Genomic DNA, 17573 nt, shown 5'->3' with positions numbered 1-17573 from the left:
GGCGGGTTTTCACACAGCCAGGGTCAATTTCGGCACAACTACGGTCGGAGCGATAGCGACGGTCCACGGTTAGATCTTTGGCGGAGGAGCCGCAGAAAGGACTTCACTTCCCTGCCAAACGGAGCGTCAGTGTCGTCGTCGCTGCCGGAGGTTTGAGCGTGTCGTCGAAGAAGCTGGGTAAAGCTTGCCTCACCGCGATGATGCGCCGGGTCGTGGAGAGCGGCGAGCGGGCGCGAGGCGCGCAGGAACTGCTGGAGCTCGGGCGCTTCGACGAGGCGATGGACATTGCCTACGACATCGAGCCGCTGCTCTATGAGGCGAACCACCTCATGCAGAGCGCCAGCCTTCTGAGGCACGCCGACAGGAACTCCGAAAAGGCCAAAGCCAAGCCCAGCTAGGCGGGTTCTCCGCGTAGCTCCCGAACTTCTCCCGCCTCGCGTTTGCGGGGCCGCGTCAGTGGCGGCGGCAGACCGCCGCCGACCGCAAAAGGAGAAGGCACATGTCAAACGTCAACTCATCAGCCCCCAAGCTTACCGACGCGCAGCTTGTCCTGCTGTCAGCCGCTTCCCAACGCGAGGACAGCCTGGTTGTGCTGACCGACGCGCATCCGTCTGTCGCGCGAACCATCGCCGCTCTGTTGCGCAAGGAGTTGTTGGCGGAGCTGGTCGTCCAGCGTCGGCAGCCGCATTGGCGCCAGGACGAGAACGGCAAACCGATCGGGCTGAAGCTCACCAAGAACGGCTACGCCGCCATCGGAGCGGAGTGCGAAGAGCAGGGCGAGGGGGATACGGGGCCGTCCTCTCCTGCAATTGAGGCGGTCCGGGCGGGCACGAAGCAGGCCGCGGTGATCGATCTTTTGGCCCGGCCAAGCGGCGCGACGTTGAGCGATCTGATCGACGCCACCGGCTGGCTCCCGCATACGACGCGGGCGGTGCTGAGCGGCCTGCGAAAGAAGGGCTTTGAGCTCGCGTCCGACAAGCCAGACGGCTGCGAACGGCGCTACTCCATCGCCCGCCCGGCGCAGCAGTCGGCGGCCTGACGATGAATGGCGCTCAAGCGATCGGGGCGGGTGAAGGCGCTGCCTTCGGTCGCGGTGGTCTTGAGGCTGAGGCTGGATCTCGTACGGCTCTTCGGCAGCGTCTTGTCGACCTGGAGCATCTGGACGCCTCCGGGCTTCGCCAGGAATGGCGGCGCCTGTTCCGGACGGACCCGCCGCAGCTCAGCCGGGACCTTGTCCTTCGAGCGCTCGCCTACCGCCTGCAGGAGCGGGAGCAGGGCGGGTTGTCCAAAGCGACGTTAAGGCGGATCGCCGCCCAGGCCAGGGAACTCCGGGCGGGGGTCTTCGAGCAGCCTGAGTCCAGCGCGCGCATCCGGCCCGGCGCCAGGTTGGTCCGGGAATGGCGCGGCCGCACCCACACCGTGACGGCCATCAATGACGGCTTCGAATATGACGGCAAGGTCTATGGGTCCCTGACGCCCATCGCCAGGACGATCACGGGAGCTAACTGGTCCGGGCCGCGCTTCTTCGGGCTCCTGCGAAAGCGCACGCCGAAAGCCGCTTTGCCCGACGGCGGCCCGTCGACGGCAATTTGCTCGCAAGAGGAGGTCGGTCATGGCCAACCGTAAGTCGGCCGCAGCCGCCGGGGCGCGCACAAAGCTGCGCTGCGCGGTCTATACGAGAAAATCGAGCGAGGAGGGGCTCGAGCAAGAGTTCAACTCGCTCAACGCCCAGCGGGAGGCCTGCGAGGCCTACGTCGCCTCGCAGCGCCATGAAGGCTGGATGTTGTCGCCGGTTCTCTACGACGACGGCGGCTTCTCGGGCGGCTCGATGGAGCGGCCAGCGCTTCAGCGCCTGCTCGCCGACATCGCGGCGGGCCAGATCGACGTGGTGGTGGTCTACAAGGTCGATCGGCTGACCCGCGCGCTCAGCGATTTCGCGCGGATCGTCGAGCTGTTCGACAGGCATCGGGTCTCTTTCGTCTCGGTGACCCAGGCCTTCAACACCACGACCAGCATGGGACGGCTGACGCTGAACGTGCTGCTGTCGTTCGCGCAGTTCGAGCGCGAGGTCACGGGCGAGCGCATCCGCGACAAGATCGCTGCCTCGAAGAAGAAGGGCATGTGGATGGGCGGCCAGCCGCCGCTCGGCTACGACGTCCGCGATCGCAAGCTCGTGGTCAACGAGGCGGAAGCGTCGACCGTCCGAAGCATCTTCGGTCGCTATGTCGAGCTGGGGTCGGTTCGGGAGCTGAAGGCCGAGCTCGACGCCGCTGGCGTGATCAGCAAGCTCAGGACGGCGGCCGACGGTTCGGCCTATGGCGGCAGGCCGCTCTCGCGCGGCGCGCTCTATCTGATGCTCTCCAACCGGATCTATCGCGGCGAGATCGTCCACAAAGCCGACGTCTATCCCGGCGAGCACACGGCCATCGTGGACGGGGCGCTGTTCGCGGAAGCGCAAATGATCCTCGCCGACAACCGGGTGGAGCGAACGACCGGGACGGCGGCCGCGGAGCCGAGCCTGCTCGCCGGCATCGTCTACGACGCGGCGGGCGAGCGACTGACGCCGAGCCATGCGGTCAAGAAGGGCGTGCGCTATCGATACTACGTCTCCCATCATCTTGTGAGCGGGACGAAGACCGACGCACGAGGCCTACGCCTCCCCGCGCCGGCGTTGGAGCAACTGGTGCGGGACCGCATCGGGCGGATGCTCGCCGATCCCGCAACGATGATGAACGCAGGCTCATCAACGAGCCGTGACGCGGAAGACCAGCGCCGGCTGGCCCAATTTGGACAAGAGACCGCGGCGCGCTGGCCGGCGCTGGCGACCTCGGACGTCCGCACTGCGCTGCTCGCCTTCGTCCCGCGCATCGATGTGCATCCCGACCGTGTCGACCTCTCGGTCGATCGAGCGCGTCTGCAGGATTGGCTGATCGACCCGGAAGGCTCGGCCGCCAATCCCCCGGCCTCGGGCCGCGTGGATGAAGATTTGACCATCGTCTCTGTCCCGGCGCGATTGAAGCAGCGCGGGAACGAACTTCGCTTCGTGATCGACGGCGCGACCGACGAGGCGCCCGCCGACGCCAGCCTGATCCGTCTCGTGACGCGCGCCCAGATTGTCAGGCGCCGCTTGATCGACGATCGGGCGAGCATCGAGGACGTTGCGCGGGAAGAGAACCTGACCGCTTCTTACGTGACCCGGCTCGTCCGCGTGAGCTTCCTCGCTCCGGACATCGTCGCCGCACTGCTCGGCGGACGATATCCAGAACTGACCGCCAGCAAGCTGATGGCCGAAACCCGCTTCCCGCTCGACTGGCAAACGCAGCGCGAGGCGCTTCGCGCAGTCTGATCAAAAACATCTTCTCCGCTGAAGCCGCCCCCGGGCGGCTTCTTTCGTTACGCGTCCGGGTTCGACGACTGTCCGCCCCAGCAAGATATCCGGGAGACCGCCGTACCGGCGAAAGGCCTGGGCGAGACTTCGGCGCAGGAATCCACCGAATTCTCCCCGAAATGGTCTCTAACGAGCGAGGCGCAGTCAGGGCGGCAGTAACGACCGGATTAGACGGCAGAATTCGCGCCGCTCAGGGCAAAAAACGTAGCTATCGCAATAACTTAAGTCGTGGCGGAGGGAGCGGGATTCGAACCCGCGATACGGTTGCCCGTATACACACTTTCCAGGCGTGCGCCTTCAACCACTCGGCCACCCCTCCGGAAGGGCGGGGAGTAGCAAGGCGGGGCTGGCGTGACAAGCCGGCGATGCGTCGGCGGCCATACGGCTTCCGCATGGATTGCGGCGGCCGCCCGCGCGTTCCATCCTGTCGGCTGCCGACGGGTCCGTTCGGCCCGTAGCCCGCGCGCCGATCCACACCATATATGACGCCGCCATGATCCGTTTCCTTTTCCGTCTGCTCGGCTTCCTGATTCTCGCCGCCGGTTTCGTCGCGCTCGTCATCGACGGCACCCGCGCGATCGCGTCCGGCGCGATGGACTTCACCACGGCCGAGACGAGCTGGGCGGCAGTCTCGCCCGAGACGCTTCAGTCCGCGCGGGAGGCGCTGGGCGTCGCGGGCGCGGGCGCGCTGAACGTCATCCTGTCCCAGCCGACCTGCCTCGTGCTCGGCGTGATCGGACTGCTGTTCATGCTGATCGGCCGCAGGCCGCGCCGGCCCGTCGGCGTCGCGCCATAGGCTGATCGCGCGCTGCTGCGACGCGGAGCGAGCGGCGTGAGCCGTCTGAGGCGCCGCTTGCCCGTTCCGCGCCGCCATGCGATGCGCGGCGGACGACGCCCGCGGATGATCGGGCCGCCTGACCGGGGGGACGAGATGATCGAACGCACGCTCGAACGGGGCCTGTTCGCCAGCCGCTGGCTGATGGCGCCATTCTATGTCGGGCTGGTGGTCGGGCTTGTCGTCCTGCTGGTCAAGTTCGCGCAGGAGCTGCTGCATTTCGTCGAGGGCGTGTTCGTCGCGACCGAAAGCCAGGTCATCCTCGGCGTGCTGTCGCTGATCGACCTGTCGCTCACCGCCAATCTCGTGCTGCTGGTGATCTTCTCGGGCTACGAGAATTTCGTCTCGCGGATGGACCTCAAGGACCAGAGCGAGCGCCCGGAATGGATGGGCAAGATCGACTTCTCGGGGCTGAAGCTGAAGCTGATCGCCTCGATCGTGGCGATCTCGGCGATCCAGCTGCTCAAGGCCTTCATGGACATCGGCGCGGCGAGCGACCGCGACCTCTGGTGGATGTCGGTCGTCCACGCGATCTTCGTCGTCTCGGGCATCCTGCTCGCGCTCTCCGACTGGATCAGCGACCACGCGCACTACGTCGAGGCCAAGACCCACGCGCTGCACAAGAAGCACCACACCGACGAGACCAAAGACGTGCCCGATCACGACGCGCCGGCGGCCGACGAGAAACCTTGAGCGCTGGCGCCGGCCGCTTGGCCTTGCGGGCGCGCTTCGTCTATGAAGGCGCGCTTCCGGACGGACGGCCTTGAACGACGGCCGCCGCCGCCGCCGAGACCGCTTTCCATGACCGACGCGTCCCCAGACCCGCTCGCCGAGATCCGCCGGGAGATCGACCGGATCGACGAGGCGATGCATCTGCTGCTGATGGAGCGCGGCGCGGTGATCGACCGGCTGGTGTCGGTCAAGCGCACCTCCGAGACCGGCTCGGCGTTCCGGCCGGCGCGCGAGGCCGACATGATGCGGCGGCTTGCGTCCCGCCATCAGGGCCGGCTGCCGCTCGCCACCGCGGAGCATCTCTGGCGCACCATCATCGCGACCTTCACCCATGTGCAGGCGCCGTTCACGCTGCATGTCGAGCAGGGGGCGGACGCGCTCGCCATGCACGACCTCGCGCGCTTCCATGTCGGCTTCGACGTGCCGCTCCAGGGTCACGGCACCGCGTCGCGCGTGGTCGCGGCTGTCGCCGGCTCGACCGGGGACCTCGGCCTCGTGCGGCTCGATCCGGCGCCCGTCGCGGCCTGGTGGGAGACGCTCGGCGGCGATGGGCCGCAGGTGATGGCGCGGCTGCCCTTCTTCGGCGCGAACGGGCATCCGGCATCCGCGCCTGCGCTCGTGATCGCGCGTCCGCTCGGCGAGGCGGGTGTGCGGGAGATCACCGTATGGGCCGTCTCCGACGACGGCGAGGGCGGCGCGATCGACGGCGGCGAGACGCTCGCGACCGTGGTCCGCAACGGCCGCCGCAGCCGGCTGGTGGCCGTCGCGGGAGGGGAGGCGCCGGTCGCCGGCGCGGTCGCGGTCGGCGGCTATGCGTCGCCGCTGGGAGCCCGGACATGACCCGGAGCGCAAGATCCACGCCGCCGCTCGCAGAGCCGCTCGCGCCTGCGCCGCGCGCCGGCGCGCTCGCGATCGACCCATACGTCCCCGGCAAGAGCAAGGCCCCGGAGGGCGTGCGGCTCCACAAGCTGTCGTCCAACGAGACGCCGTTCGGGCCGAGCCCTCGGGCGATCGCGGCGTTCCGCGAGGCGGCCGGCCATCTCGAGGTCTATCCGGACGGGACCGCCCGCGCGCTGCGCGAGGCGATCGCGCGCGCCCACGGGCTCGACCCTGCGCGGGTCGTCTGCGGGGCGGGCTCCGACGAACTGCTCTCGCTTCTCGCCGCGGCCTATGTCGAGCCGGGCGACGAGGGTCTGTTCACCGAGCACGGCTTCCTGGTCTACCGGATCGCGATCCTCGCGGCGGGCGGAACGCCGGTCGTCGCGCCTGAAACGAGCCTCACGGCCGATGTCGACGCGCTCCTTGAGCGCGTCACCGAGCGCACCCGGATCGTCTATCTCGCCAATCCCAACAACCCGACGGGGACCTATCTGCCGGAGGACGAGATCCGCCGCCTTCACGCCGGACTGCCCAAGACCGCGCTGCTCGTGCTCGACGCGGCCTACGCCGAATATGTCCGCGCCAACGACTACGCGGCCGGGATCGAGCTCGTCGACGAGGCCGAGAACGTCGTGATGACCCGCACCTTCTCGAAGGTCTACGGGCTCGCGAGCCTCAGGATCGGCTGGCTCTATGGCCCGCCGCCCGTGGTCGACGTGCTGAACCGCATCCGCGGGCCGTTCAACATGTCGGGGCCCGCGATCGCGGCCGGCGCGGAAGCCATGGCGGATCGCGGCCACATCGACGTCGCGGTGGCCCATAACGCCGTGTGGCTGGAGCGGCTGACCGACGGCGTCCGCTCGCTCGGCCTCGAGGTCACGCCGAGCGTCGCGAACTTCGTCCTGATCCATTTTCCGGACGAGCCGGGTCGCCGCGCCTCCGACGCCGACGCCTATCTCACGGCCCGCGGCCTGGTGCTACGCGCCGTCGGCGCCTACGGCCTGCCGAACGCGCTGCGGATGACGGTCGGCTCCGAGGAGGCGAACCAGGCGGTCCTGGCGGCGCTTTCGGATTTCATGAAAGCCTCCGCCCATGGCTGACGCGCTGTTCGGGCGCGTCGCGATCGTCGGCGTCGGCCTCATCGGCTCCTCGATCGCGCGTGCGGCCCGCCGCGCCGGTCTTGTCGGCACCATCGCGGCCTCCGACGCGGATGCGGCGGTGCGCGCGCGCGTCCGCGAACTCGGCTTCGTGGACGAGGTCACGGAGACCTCCGCCGAGGCCGCGGAAGGCGCCGACCTCGTGATCGTCTGCACGCCGATCGGCGCCTGCGGCGCGGTCGCGGCCGAGGTCGGGCCGCGGCTGAAACCGGGCGCGATCCTCTCGGACGTCGGCTCGGTGAAGGGCGCGGTGATCAGCGTCATGGCCCCGCATGTGCCGCCGCACGCCCATTTCGTGCCCGCCCATCCGATCGCCGGCACCGAGAATTCCGGCCCCGACGCGGGCTTCGCCGAGCTGTTCGACGGGCGCTGGGCGATCGTTGTCGAGACGCCCGGCTCCGATCCGCAGGCCGTCGCCAAGGTGCGGGCGTTTTGGGAGGGGCTCGGCGCCAAGACCGACACGATGACGGCCGAACATCATGACCTGGTGTTCGCGATCGTGAGCCACGTGCCGCATCTGATCGCCTACAACATCGTCGGCACCGCGGCCGACCTCGAGGACGTGACGCAGTCCGAGGTCATCAAATATTCGGCCTCGGGTTTCCGCGACTTCACCCGGATCGCGGCCTCCGACCCGACGATGTGGCGGGACGTGTTTCTCAACAACCGCGACGCCGTGCTGCAGATGCTCGGCCGCTTCGTCGAGGACCTGACCGCCCTCCAACGCGCGATCCGGTGGGGCGAGGGCGACAAGCTCTTCGACCTCTTCACACGCACCCGCGCCATCCGCCGCGACATCATTGAGCAGGGTCAGGACACCGCAGCGCCGGATTTCGGTCGCAGAAGCGCGCCGCCCGCGGGGGAATGATGGACCATCGTTGGCCCGCTCCGTCGAATTTGAAGCTTGATCGCGAGCGCCGTCCGGCGCAGAGGAGACGCATGAGCAAGGCCGCAGACCCGAGTCGCGCCGTCCATCCGGCCCTCAAGCTCGTCCTCGAGCTCGGCCCTCTGATCGTATTTTTCTTCGCGAATTCGCGCGGCGACCTGTTCGTCGCGACCGGCGCCTTCATGGCCGCGACCGTCGTGTCGCTCACCGCGTCGTGGGTCCTGATGCGGCGGCTTCCCGTGATGCCCCTCGTCTCGGGCGTCGTTGTGATGGTGTTCGGCGGCCTCACGCTCGCTTTGCAGGACGAGCTGTTCATCAAGCTCAAGCCGACGATCGTGAACCTGCTGTTCGCCGGCGCGCTGTTCGTCGGCGTGGCCTTCGACCGTCCGCTGCTCGCGATCGTGTTCGATCAGGCGTTCGAGCTCACCCATCGCGGCTGGATGAAGCTCTCGATCCGCTGGGCCTGGTTCTTTGTCGTGCTCGCGGCCTTGAACGAGGCCGTGTGGCGCACCCAGACGACCGATTTCTGGGTGGCGTTCAAGGTTTGGGGCATCATGCCCATCACCATGGCGTTCGCGATGGCCCAGGCGCCGCTGCTGCAGCGCTACTCGGCCGGCGACGCCGCCGCCGAATAGCCTCTGTCGTCCGCGCCGTCGTCGAACCGGAACGGCGCCATCGGCGGCGCGTAGGCCGCGCCGCCTGCCGGGCCCTGCGCCACCGCGACGACTTCCGCCGGCGCCTCCACCTCCTCGGGGACCGCGACCAGCCTCAGGCTCGGCGCGTCGGCGTCGGGCGCGTCGATCGAGGTCACGACCGCAAAGGGCGCGGCGAGCAGATAGGCGATCAGCACCGGGGCGGCCCAGGGCAGGACCTGGGGCGCCGACAGCGCGAGCGAGGCCGCGAGCGCCGCGCCGAACAGCGTCGCGGGCCACAGCGACCGGATCGCCTCGGACCAGCGCACGCGGCGGCCGTCGCGGTTCTGCGCGTCCCAGCCCATCGGGCGCCGCAGGACGAACAGGCGGATCAGGAAGGCCGTCACCGAGAAGCTGACGATCGGGGCGAACAGCAGGCCGAAGCCGATCTCGGCCGCGACGCCGGCCAGGAACACGCCCGCGCCGCCGTAACGCCGGCTCTCGGCCGGCCGCAGCACGACGTCGAGATAGCCCATGATCTTGGGCGCGAACAGCACCAGCATCATCACCGCGAGCAGCGAGGTGCTGAGGCCCCAGGGGAAGACGCCGTCGCCGCCGCCGACGAGGGCGGGCGGCTCCCACGCCTGGGCGGCGCCCGCGACCATGAAGGTGATCCAGGCCGGCGCGCCGGCGTACATCAGGATCGCGATCGCGAGATTGACGCGGCCCATGAAGGGCAGGCCCGGCGACCCGATCAGCCTGAGATACTGCATGTTGCCCTGGCACCAGCGCAGGTTCCGGCGCAGGAATTCGGGGAGCGAGGCCGGGTTGTCCTCCCACGAGCCGCCTTCCTCGGGCAGCACGCGGACCTCGTAGCCGCCCTTGCGCATCAGCACCGCCTCGTAGAGGTCGTGGCTGAGCACCGCGCCGCCGAGCGGCGGCCCGCCCGGCACGGTCGGCAGCTCGCAATGGTCGCGGAAGGCCTTCACGCGGATCGCGGCGTTGTGGCCCCAATAGGGGCCGCAGTCGCCGGCCCACCAGGCCGCGCCCATCGAATAGGAGCGCATGCTCGCCCGCATGCCGAACTGGAAGGCCCGGGCGAACACCGTCCGCGCCGGCAGGCCCACCACGAGGCTCTGCAGGATGCCGAGCTTCGGATTGGCCTGCATGACGCGGACGAGCCGCAGGATCGCCTCGCCCGACATCACGCTGTCGGCGTCGAGCGTGACCATGAAGTCGTAGTCGCGGCCGCGCGTCAGCACGAAGTCGCGGATGTTGCCGGCCTTGAAGCCGACATTGGCGGTCCGTCGGCGATAGGTCACGCGATCAGGGTCGATCAGCGAACGCCGCCATTCGGCGATCGCGGCTTCCTCCTCGGCGACGAGGTCGGGACGCGCGCTGTCGCTCAGCACATGGATGTCGAAACGGTCGCCATAACCGGTCGCGTCGAGGCTCTTGAGCACCGCGTCGAGGCGACGCACCACGCGGTCGCTGTCCTCGTGGCGGATGCACATCGCGATTGCCGTGCGAGCCTCGATCAGGTCGACGTCGTGCGCCCTCAGCACGCAAGGCGCGACGATCGAAACGGGGTCGCGGGAGAAGCGCAGCAGCACGAAGCCGATCAGCGCGTTCCAGAAACCGATCACGATCCAAGGAGCGGACACCAGGAAACAGCCCAGCATCACGAATTCCGGGATTGACCAGCCGTCGACGGAGAGCACCGAAGCGAAGGCGTAGCCGAGGCCGGCGAGGGTCGCGAGGGCCGCCGTCGAGAACGCGATTCGACGCGCCGCGAGCCCGGCGACGGACTGCGTCCCGGTCGGGGTCGTGCGCGCCAGAAGCCGGGAAATGCTGAGAAAACGGGAGGCGCGAGCCGGCGAAAAGTCGATGCTGGAACGCATGTCACGCTTTCGATTGGTGCCTGTCCGCCACTTATGGCGGCTCGAGGCGGCGCCCCTATAACACAAAACGCGGTCGTCGAACCGGCACGACCCAGCCACCAAATTAGGCGGATGCAAGCAAGCGACAACGGCGGCGAAGCGGGCGAGGCCCGTTCGCTTTGGTATCTCGGCGACGGCCGCGTGGAACTGCGTGCGGCGTCCGGCGGCGATGGCGAGGCTTGCGTCCGCTCGATCTGTTCGGGCGTCAGCCGCGGCACCGAACGACTGGTGCTCGAGGGTCGCGTTCCGGAGAGCGAATGGCGGCGGATGCGCGCGCCCCGGCAGGAGGGCGAATTCCCGGGGCCGGTTAAATATGGCTACGCCGCGGTCGGCGTCGTGGAGGAGGGGCCACGCGAGCTTGTCGGGCGCCGCGTGTTCTGCCTCAACCCGCATGAGGAGGCGTTCCGCGCGCCGGCCTCGGCGCTCCATCCGCTCCCCGAGGGCCTGCCCTCGCGCCGCGCGACGCTCGCGGCCAATATGGAGACGGCGCTGAACGCGCTCTGGGATTCCGGCGCGGGCGCCTGCGACCGGATCGTGGTCGTGGGCGGCGGCGTCGTGGGATTGCTCGTCGCCTCGCTCGCCGCGCGGCTCCCGGGCGCGGAGGTCGTCGTGGTCGACGTCGAGCCCGGGCGCCGCTCCGTCGCCGAGCGGCTGGGCGCGGGTTTCGCGTCGCCGGGCGACGCGCCGCGCGACGCCGATGTCGTGCTGCATGCGAGCGCGAGCGCCGCGGGCCTCGCGACAGCGCTGAGCTGCGCCGGAGAGGAGGCCTCGGTGGTCGAGATGAGCTGGCACGGGTCGGACGACGTCGCCGTGCCGCTCGGCCGCGCCTTCCACGCGCGACGCCTGAAACTGATATCGTCGCAGGTGGGGCAGGTCGCTCCGTCGCGCCGGCCGCGCTGGAGTTCCCGTAGGCGGCTCGCGGCCGCGCTGGAGCTGCTCGCCGCCGAACCGAGGCTCGACGACCTGATCGACGTCGAGATCCCCTTCGAGGACGCATCCCGGGACCTGCCGCCCCGGCTCGCCGCGGGCGCGCCGGGGCTCGGGATCGTGCTCAGCTACACGTCAATGCGAGAGGTTTGAGCTGCATGTACGCCGTCGAGGTCCGGGACCGCATCATGATCGCGCACAGCCTGAAGGGCGAGGTCTTCGGGCCCGCCCAGGCGCTTCACGGCGCGACCTTCGTGGTCGACGTGGCGTTCTTCCGCGCGGAGCTCGACCCGGACAATATCGTCGTCGACATCGGTCGCGCGATCGAGGCGCTGGGCGAGGCCCTGAAGCCCCTGAACTACGCCAATCTCGACGAGGTCGAGGCGCTGAAGAGCGAGGTCACCACGACTGAGTTTCTCTGCCGCCACGTCTTCGACGCGATGGCGGCGGCGGCCCGCGACGGACGGCTCGGGGCGCACGCCGACGGCGTCGAGAAGATCCGCGTCACGCTCCATGAGAGCGACGTCGCGCGCGCCTGGTTCGAGGGGGCCGTCGCCGGTGGCTGAGCTCGTCATCGCCGGCCCGGGAAAGCTCGAGACCCCGACGGGCGGCTACCGCTACGACGCCCGCGTCCTCAAGGACGTCTCCGCGCGGGGGCACGAGGCCTCGTGGCTCGCGCTCCCGGAAGATTTCCCGTTTCCGTCCGCGGCGTCCATGGAGGCGGCGCTCGCGGCGCTGAAGGGCGTTCCGCACGACGCCACGCTGGTGATCGACGGCCTCGCCTATGGGGCCCTCCCGGTCGAGGGGATCGCGGCGCTCGCGCGGCCTGTGGTCGCGCTGATCCATCATCCGCTCGCGCTCGAGCTGGGGCTCGCCCCCGACGCGGCCGCGTCGCTCGCGGCCTCCGAGCGGGACGCGCTCGCGGCCGCGGCCCTGATCGTCACGACCAGCGAGGCGACGCGCCGCGTGCTGGTCGAGCGCTTCGGCGCGGCGGAGCACAAGGTCCGCGTGGCGGAGCCCGGCGTCGACCCGGCGGCGCCCACCAAGGGCGGCGGCGAGACGCCGGTGGTGCTCACCGTCGGCGCCGTGGTCCCGCGCAAGAACCATCTGGGCCTGGCCCGCGCGCTGGCCGGTCTGCGCGACGTTCCTTGGCGCTGGCGGATCGCCGGCAGTTTGACCCGCGACCTCGATTGCGCGACGGCGCTCGCCGACGAGATCGCGCGGAGCGGGATCGAGGACCGCGTCGAGACGCTCGGCGCGCTCGACGACGACGGACTGGAGGCCGCCTATCTGGCCGCCGACCTGTTCGCGCTGCCGTCCTATCTCGAGGGCTACGGCATGGCGTCGGCCGAGGCGCTGGCGCGCGGGCTTCCGGTCATCGCCGGCCGTGACGAGGCGGCGGCCGCGCTCATCGGCGAGACCGCCGGGGCGCTGGTCGACCCCGACGATTTCGAGGCGATCGCCGCCGCGCTCCGCCGCTTCCTGACGGAGCCCGCCGCGCTCAGGCGCGCCTCGAACGCCGCGCGTCTGCGCGCCGCCCGCCTGCCGCGCTGGTTCCAGTGCGCCGACGTGTTCGAGCACCTGATCACGCGCCCGCTGCCCAAGTGACCGGTCCCGCGACGTGAGCGGCTTCGATCCCGGCTGGCTCGACCTGCGCGAGCCCGCCGACCACCGCTCGGTCGCGGCGGAGCCCCTTGCGCGTTTCCGTAGGCTGTTCGGCGCGGTCGAGCCGATCTCGGTCGCCGATCTCGGCGCCGGCTCCGGATCGACGCTCCGGCTGCTCGCGCCGCATCTCGGTCCGCGGCAGCGCTGGACGCTGGTCGATCACGACCCGGCCCTGCTCGCGCACGCCCGGACGAGGCTGTCGGCCTGGGCGGACGCCGTGAGAGTCGACGGCGACCGTCTCCGCCTCCTAAAGGATGACAAGGCCATCGAGGTCGCGACCGCCGTCTGCGATCTCGCGCGGGACCCGTTGCCGGACCCGGCCGCCGCCTGCGACGTCGTGGTCGCGTCCGCGCTGTTCGACCTGGTCGGCGAGCGCTGGCTCGGGGGGTTCGTGCAGAGGCTGTCGGACGCGCGGAGGCCGCTCTACGCGCGCCTCACCTATGACGGCCGCAAGTCGTTCGATCCGCCGCACGCCCTCGACGGGCCGACGCTGGCCGCTTTCAACGCGCATCAGCAGACCGACAAGGGGTTCGGGCCGTCGCTCGGGCCGGCGGCGGGCGACCGTCTCGCGGCGCTCGCCGAAGCGGCGAACTATGACGTCGTCGAGGGGGCGAGCCCCTGGCTCCTCGGTCCCGGCGACGCGGCGCTCGTCCGGAGCCTCGCCGAGGGCATGGCCGGCGCCGCCCGCGAGGCGGGGGCTCCGCTCGCCGACCTTGGCGACTGGCTCGACTTCCGCCGCTCGACTGCAGCCTCGGGCCGCGCCGAGGTCGGCCATGTCGACCAGCTGCTCGTCCCGCGCCTCAGGTCATCCGGGCCAGCACCGCGTCCTTCTTGACGAAGCGGTGCTGCAGCGCCGCCCCGATATGGAGGAGAATCAGTGCGGCGGCGGTCAGGCCGAGCGTCGCGTGGATCGCCAGCAGCGTCTTCGACAGCGATTCGTCCTTCGAGACGAGGTCGGGCAGCGTGAACAGGCCGTAGACGCTGACCGGCGCCCCGAAGGCGTTGGAGCCCGCCCAGCCGAAGAACGGCATGACGAGCAGGATCGCGTAGAGCGCCCAATGGTTGGCATGGGCGACGGCGACCTGCCAGCGCGGGAGGGTGGGTTCGGGAGGCGGCGGCGGATTTGCGAGCCGGAAGGCCAGACGGCCGATCATCAGGATGAGCACCACGAAGCCCGTGGATTTATGGGCGGCGTAGAAGGCATCCTGGATGGGCCCCTTGGGCAGCGATTCAAGCGAGAGCCCGACCGGGATCATGCCCAGAACCAGGACCGCCACAGTCCAATGGAATATCTTCGCCGGCAGCCGGTATCCGCCGGCGGCGGGCGTCATCGTCGCGTCGCTCATCATCCGATCCCCTCTCTCGGCCGAACCCGTCAGCCTCTCGGCGCATGTCGCAGTCGAACAGAACGTCGCCCCCGCCGAGCGGATGGGCGACGCAGGCGGGCCGCCGCGCCAGGTCGAGCTCGGCGACCGGCGCGAGCGTGAGGCCGGGCTGGCCGGATCCGACGATCAGCGGCGCGACCATCACATGGAGGCGGTCGACGGCGTCGGCCGCCACGAAGCTCGAAACGGTCGCGGTGCCGCCTTCGATCAGCAGGCGCCTGAGGCCCCGGCTCGCGAGCGCCGCCACAAGGTCCGCCGGGGCGAGCCGGCCCTCCATGGGCCGCAGATGGATCGTCTCGACGCCGGGCGCGGCGCATGGCTCGACGCCCTCGGCGCGGATCGAGATGCGCCTGGCGCCGTCCTCGGCGAAGATACGCGCGTCGTCGGGCGCGCGCCCTCTCGGGTCGATCGCCACGCGAGCCGGCGAGGGTCCGTCGCAGCGCCGCACCGTCAGGCGGCAATCGTCGGCCACGACCGTGCCGACCCCGACCACGACCGCGTCGACCAGCGCCCTCAGCCGATGCAGGTGGTCGATCCCGCCGGGCCCGTTGATGAAGTGCGACGCCCCGGTCACGGTCGCGATCCGGCCGTCGAGCGACTGGCCGAGCTGGGCGACCACGATGGGATTCGGGCTCGCGAGCGGCGCCAGCATCCGGCAAAGCGGGTGCCGCTCGAGCGCCGCGGGGAGCGGCGCGCCGCGCCGCGCCGCCCGCGTGGCGGCCCATGCGGCGTCGCTGTCCAGCGGATGTTCGGCGATCGACATGGCGCGTCCCGTTTCGAACGTCTCAAACTATGCCGCGGAGACGTTGTGGCCAGAAGGGGTCACGCCGGCGTGCGCCGCGACCCTCTGCGCGGTTGACGCTGGGGAGCGGACCGTGATCCGTGCGCCATCCAGACGGATCGCGGGCGGAACGAGGAGGAGGTCGGCATGACAGACGCGGAACAGCCGGTCGGCGGGCCGGGCTCTCTCGACGCCTTGTTCGAGGGTTATCGGCGCTTCCGCCGCGACGCCTGGCCGGATCTGCAGCGCCGCTTCGAGCGCCTCGCCAAGGGACAGAGCCCGAAGATCATGGTCATCGGCTGCTCGGACAGCCGGGTCGATCCCCAGCAGATTCTCGGCGCGGCCCCCGGCGAGCTCTTCGTCCTCCGCAACGTCGCGGCGCTGGTTCCGCCTTACGCGCCTGACGCGGCGCAGCACGGCGCGAGCGCGGCCCTCGAATTCGCCGTCAGGGTGCTGGGCGTCGAGCGGCTCGTGGTGCTGGCGCATGCCGGCTGCGGCGGCGTCAACGCGCTGTTCGAAGGCGCGCCGCCCGAGGCCTCGGACTTCGTGCCGAGCTGGATGAGCGTCGCGACCCGCGCCCGGGACGTGGTTGATCCGGCGCTTCAGGGCGACGCGCGCCAGCAGGCGGCGGAGGAGGCCTGCGTCGGCGTCTCGCTCGAGAACCTGATGACGTTCCCCTGGGTGCGCGAGCGGGTCGAGAGCGGCCGGCTTTCGCTCACCGGCATGCATTTCGGCGTCGCGCAGGGCTGCCTGCGCTGCCGCGACGCGAACGGCTTCTGGGCGGACGTGCCGCCCGAATGATCCCTATCTGACTCCGGAGACATCCATGACCGACCTCACCCTCCTGACCGGCGAGGCCACGGTGCTCGCCGCCGAAGGCCAGGCGACCGACGCCATGCCCGAGATCGTCATCGGCAGGAAGGACGGGCCGGTGGGCCAGGCCTTCGCGGCGATGCTCGGCCAGACGGTGGGCCACACCCGCATGTTCGCCGTGCGCGACCTGAACCAGCTTGTGAAGCCCGCTACGATGATGACCACCAAGGTCACGATCCAGAGCGCCGAATATGTCGAGCTTCTGGGCGGCGTGGTTCAGGGCGCGACGGCGGACGCCGTGCTCGACAGCGTGATCGACGGCGTGATCCCGAAGGACCTCGTCGAGGACATCTGCATCATCGCGACGATCTGGCTCGACCTTCGCTGCGCCGAGGACCCGAACCTCGACAGGAAGGACCTGTACCGGACGAATTACGAGGCGACCAAGCTCGCCATCAAGCGCGCGATGGCGGGCGAGCCGACGATCGACGAGCTCATCGCCAACCGCAAGACCGTCAAGCACTATGCGCTCGACGGCGTCGTCGAGTACTGAGCGGGGCGGTCCGGCGAACCCCCTCGGCCCGGGCCGCCGAGGGGCCGTCATTGCGCCAATCTGGACGATACCCTAGTACGCTCGCCGGAGTTGCGCGCGGGCGGATCGGAGTTGGGCGTCCGGGCGCTCGGCGCCGCCCCGGGGGCGTCCGTCCACGAACGCGGCGTCCGGACCGACGCCGTGGCTGGACGCGATTTTCACTGCCGTCAACCAGACGATTCGAGAGACTGCGATGACCGCGCGCCTCGTGACACCGATCATCCTGTGCGGCGGCACGGGCTCCCGGCTCTGGCCCGCCTCGCGCGAGAGCTACCCGAAGCAGTTCCTGTCGCTGGCGGGCGAAAAGACCCTGCTTCAGGCGACGCTGCTGCGCGTGTCCGACCCGGCGCGCTTCGCCGAGCCCATCGTCGTGGCCAATCACGAGCATCGCTTCATCGTCGCCGAGCAGGTCGAGCAGCTCGGGCTAAAGCCCACGATCGTGCTGGAGCCCTGCCGACGGGGGACGGCGGCGGCGATCTGCGCCGCCATGCGGATGGCCGAGGCGCGCGACCCCGAAGCGCTGGGGCTCGCGCTCGCGTCCGACCATGTGGTCTCGGACGAGGCGGCCTTCCTGCAGGCCGTCGAGACCGGCCTTGCGGCGGCGCTCGCCGGCAGGATCGTGACCTTCGGCCTCAAGCCGACCGAGCCGACGTCCAAATATGGTTACATCCTGGCCGGCGACGCCGTCGCCGAGGCCCCGGGCGTCTCGGCGGTGAGCTCTTTCGTGGAGAAGCCGGAGCGCGCGAAGGCCGAGAGGCTGCTGGCCGACGGCGCCTACTGGAACTCCGGCAACTTCCTCGCGCTCGCCCGCACGCTGATCTCCGAGACGACGCGGCTCGCGCCCGGCGTCGCGACGCCCGCGGTCGCGGCCGCGGACAAGGCGGCGCGCGACCTCGACTTCGTCCGGCTCGACGCGGAGAGCTTCGCTGCGGCCGAGGCGAGCTCGTTCGACCACGCCGTG

20 protein-coding genes and 1 tRNA gene are annotated in these 17573 nt (G+C 70.2%); 17 read left to right on the top strand and 4 right to left on the bottom strand.

Annotation, left to right across the window (positions count from 1 at the left end):
• Window positions 1–158: 158 nt before the first annotated feature.
• From EK403_RS13580 to EK403_RS13565, 4 genes are all read left to right on the top strand, one after another.
• Window positions 159–398: a hypothetical protein gene (locus tag EK403_RS13580; RefSeq protein ID WP_128778016.1), complete on the top strand. Its 240-nt coding sequence runs from the start codon at window positions 159–161 to the stop codon at window positions 396–398.
• Window positions 399–499: 101 nt separating this feature from the next.
• Window positions 500–1039 carry a DUF3489 domain-containing protein gene (locus EK403_RS13575; RefSeq protein WP_128778015.1) on the top strand — a complete coding sequence of 180 codons (540 nt, stop codon included), beginning with the start codon at window positions 500–502 and terminating at the stop codon, window positions 1037–1039.
• A gap of 2 nt (window positions 1040–1041) precedes the next feature.
• Window positions 1042–1626 carry a DUF2924 domain-containing protein gene (locus tag EK403_RS13570; protein WP_128778014.1) on the top strand — a complete coding sequence of 195 codons (585 nt, stop codon included), beginning with the start codon at window positions 1042–1044 and terminating at the stop codon, window positions 1624–1626.
• The gene (locus tag EK403_RS13565) at window positions 1613–3346 is read left to right on the top strand and encodes a recombinase family protein (protein WP_128778013.1); all 1734 of its coding nucleotides are present in this window, start codon (window positions 1613–1615) and stop codon (window positions 3344–3346) included. Before EK403_RS13570 ends, EK403_RS13565 begins: the two co-directional genes overlap by 14 nt.
• A gap of 271 nt (window positions 3347–3617) precedes the next feature.
• Here EK403_RS13565 and EK403_RS13560 read toward each other — a convergent pair.
• Window positions 3618–3707: transfer RNA gene (locus EK403_RS13560), tRNA-Ser, on the bottom strand.
• A 174-nt stretch (window positions 3708–3881) separates the two neighbouring features.
• Here EK403_RS13560 and EK403_RS13555 point away from each other — a divergent pair.
• The 6 genes from EK403_RS13555 (at window position 3882) to EK403_RS13530 (ending at window position 8512) form a co-directional block, all read left to right on the top strand.
• On the top strand, window positions 3882–4184 hold the full coding sequence (locus tag EK403_RS13555; protein ID WP_128778012.1) for a hypothetical protein: 303 nt from the start codon (window positions 3882–3884) through the stop codon (window positions 4182–4184).
• 135 nt (window positions 4185–4319) lie between these two features.
• Complete coding sequence (locus EK403_RS13550; protein ID WP_128778011.1) at window positions 4320–4916, top strand: TIGR00645 family protein; 597 nt, start codon at window positions 4320–4322, stop codon at window positions 4914–4916.
• A 108-nt stretch (window positions 4917–5024) separates the two neighbouring features.
• Entirely contained in the window at window positions 5025–5795 is a 771-nt protein-coding gene (locus EK403_RS13545; protein ID WP_128778010.1) for a chorismate mutase, read from the top strand.
• Window positions 5792–6934, top strand: coding sequence for a pyridoxal phosphate-dependent aminotransferase (locus EK403_RS13540; RefSeq protein ID WP_128778009.1), 1143 nt, complete (start codon window positions 5792–5794; stop codon window positions 6932–6934). The genes EK403_RS13545 and EK403_RS13540 overlap by 4 nt, the downstream gene beginning before the upstream one ends.
• Entirely contained in the window at window positions 6927–7859 is a 933-nt protein-coding gene (locus tag EK403_RS13535) for a prephenate/arogenate dehydrogenase family protein (protein ID WP_128778008.1), read from the top strand. Before EK403_RS13540 ends, EK403_RS13535 begins: the two co-directional genes overlap by 8 nt.
• Window positions 7860–7930: 71 nt before the next feature.
• Complete coding sequence (locus EK403_RS13530; protein ID WP_128778007.1) at window positions 7931–8512, top strand: septation protein A; 582 nt, start codon at window positions 7931–7933, stop codon at window positions 8510–8512.
• On the opposite strand, the gene mdoH is transcribed toward EK403_RS13530, so the two are convergent.
• Window positions 8482–10410, bottom strand: a complete 1929-nt coding sequence (mdoH, locus tag EK403_RS13525; protein ID WP_128778006.1) for a glucans biosynthesis glucosyltransferase MdoH — start codon at window positions 10408–10410, stop codon at window positions 8482–8484. The two genes, EK403_RS13530 and mdoH, sit on opposite strands and share 31 nt — an antisense overlap.
• Window positions 10411–10521: 111 nt before the next feature.
• On the opposite strand from mdoH, the gene EK403_RS13520 reads away from it, so the two are divergent.
• The 4 genes from EK403_RS13520 to EK403_RS13505 are packed head-to-tail and all read left to right on the top strand — an operon-like array spanning window position 10522 to window position 13876.
• Window positions 10522–11529, top strand: coding sequence for a zinc-dependent alcohol dehydrogenase (locus EK403_RS13520; protein WP_128778005.1), 1008 nt, complete (start codon window positions 10522–10524; stop codon window positions 11527–11529).
• A gap of 5 nt (window positions 11530–11534) precedes the next feature.
• A complete protein-coding gene (locus EK403_RS13515) occupies window positions 11535–11942 on the top strand; it encodes a 6-pyruvoyl trahydropterin synthase family protein (RefSeq protein ID WP_128778004.1) in 408 nt (135 codons plus the stop codon).
• Complete coding sequence (locus tag EK403_RS13510; protein ID WP_164919600.1) at window positions 11935–12984, top strand: glycosyltransferase family 4 protein; 1050 nt, start codon at window positions 11935–11937, stop codon at window positions 12982–12984. Before EK403_RS13515 ends, EK403_RS13510 begins: the two co-directional genes overlap by 8 nt.
• A gap of 13 nt (window positions 12985–12997) precedes the next feature.
• On the top strand, window positions 12998–13876 hold the full coding sequence (locus EK403_RS13505) for a class I SAM-dependent methyltransferase (protein WP_128778002.1): 879 nt from the start codon (window positions 12998–13000) through the stop codon (window positions 13874–13876).
• Here the strand turns inward: EK403_RS13505 and EK403_RS13500 are convergent.
• A complete protein-coding gene (locus EK403_RS13500; RefSeq protein WP_245479695.1) occupies window positions 13842–14318 on the bottom strand; it encodes a cytochrome b in 477 nt (158 codons plus the stop codon). The genes EK403_RS13505 and EK403_RS13500 overlap by 35 nt on opposite strands.
• On the bottom strand, window positions 14272–15189 hold the full coding sequence (locus EK403_RS13495) for a RibD family protein (protein ID WP_128778000.1): 918 nt from the start codon (window positions 15187–15189) through the stop codon (window positions 14272–14274). The genes EK403_RS13500 and EK403_RS13495 overlap by 47 nt, the downstream gene beginning before the upstream one ends.
• Before the next feature lie 165 nt (window positions 15190–15354).
• Here EK403_RS13495 and EK403_RS13490 point away from each other — a divergent pair, with 165 nt between their 5' ends.
• From EK403_RS13490 to EK403_RS23235, 3 genes are all read left to right on the top strand, one after another.
• Complete coding sequence (locus EK403_RS13490; RefSeq protein WP_128777999.1) at window positions 15355–16008, top strand: carbonic anhydrase; 654 nt, start codon at window positions 15355–15357, stop codon at window positions 16006–16008.
• A gap of 25 nt (window positions 16009–16033) precedes the next feature.
• Complete coding sequence (gene fae, locus EK403_RS13485) at window positions 16034–16573, top strand: formaldehyde-activating enzyme (RefSeq protein WP_128777998.1); 540 nt, start codon at window positions 16034–16036, stop codon at window positions 16571–16573.
• 232 nt (window positions 16574–16805) lie between these two features.
• Window positions 16806–17573: mannose-1-phosphate guanylyltransferase (locus EK403_RS23235; protein WP_245479694.1), on the top strand; the 768-nt coding region annotated here is incomplete at its 3' end.

The organism is Hansschlegelia zhihuaiae (assembly GCF_004103825.1).
Taxonomy (GTDB): Bacteria; Pseudomonadota; Alphaproteobacteria; order Rhizobiales; family Methylopilaceae; genus Methylopila; species Methylopila zhihuaiae.
The sequence above is the reverse complement of the archived record's forward strand: the minus strand, read 5'-3'. Positions and strand labels throughout refer to the sequence as shown.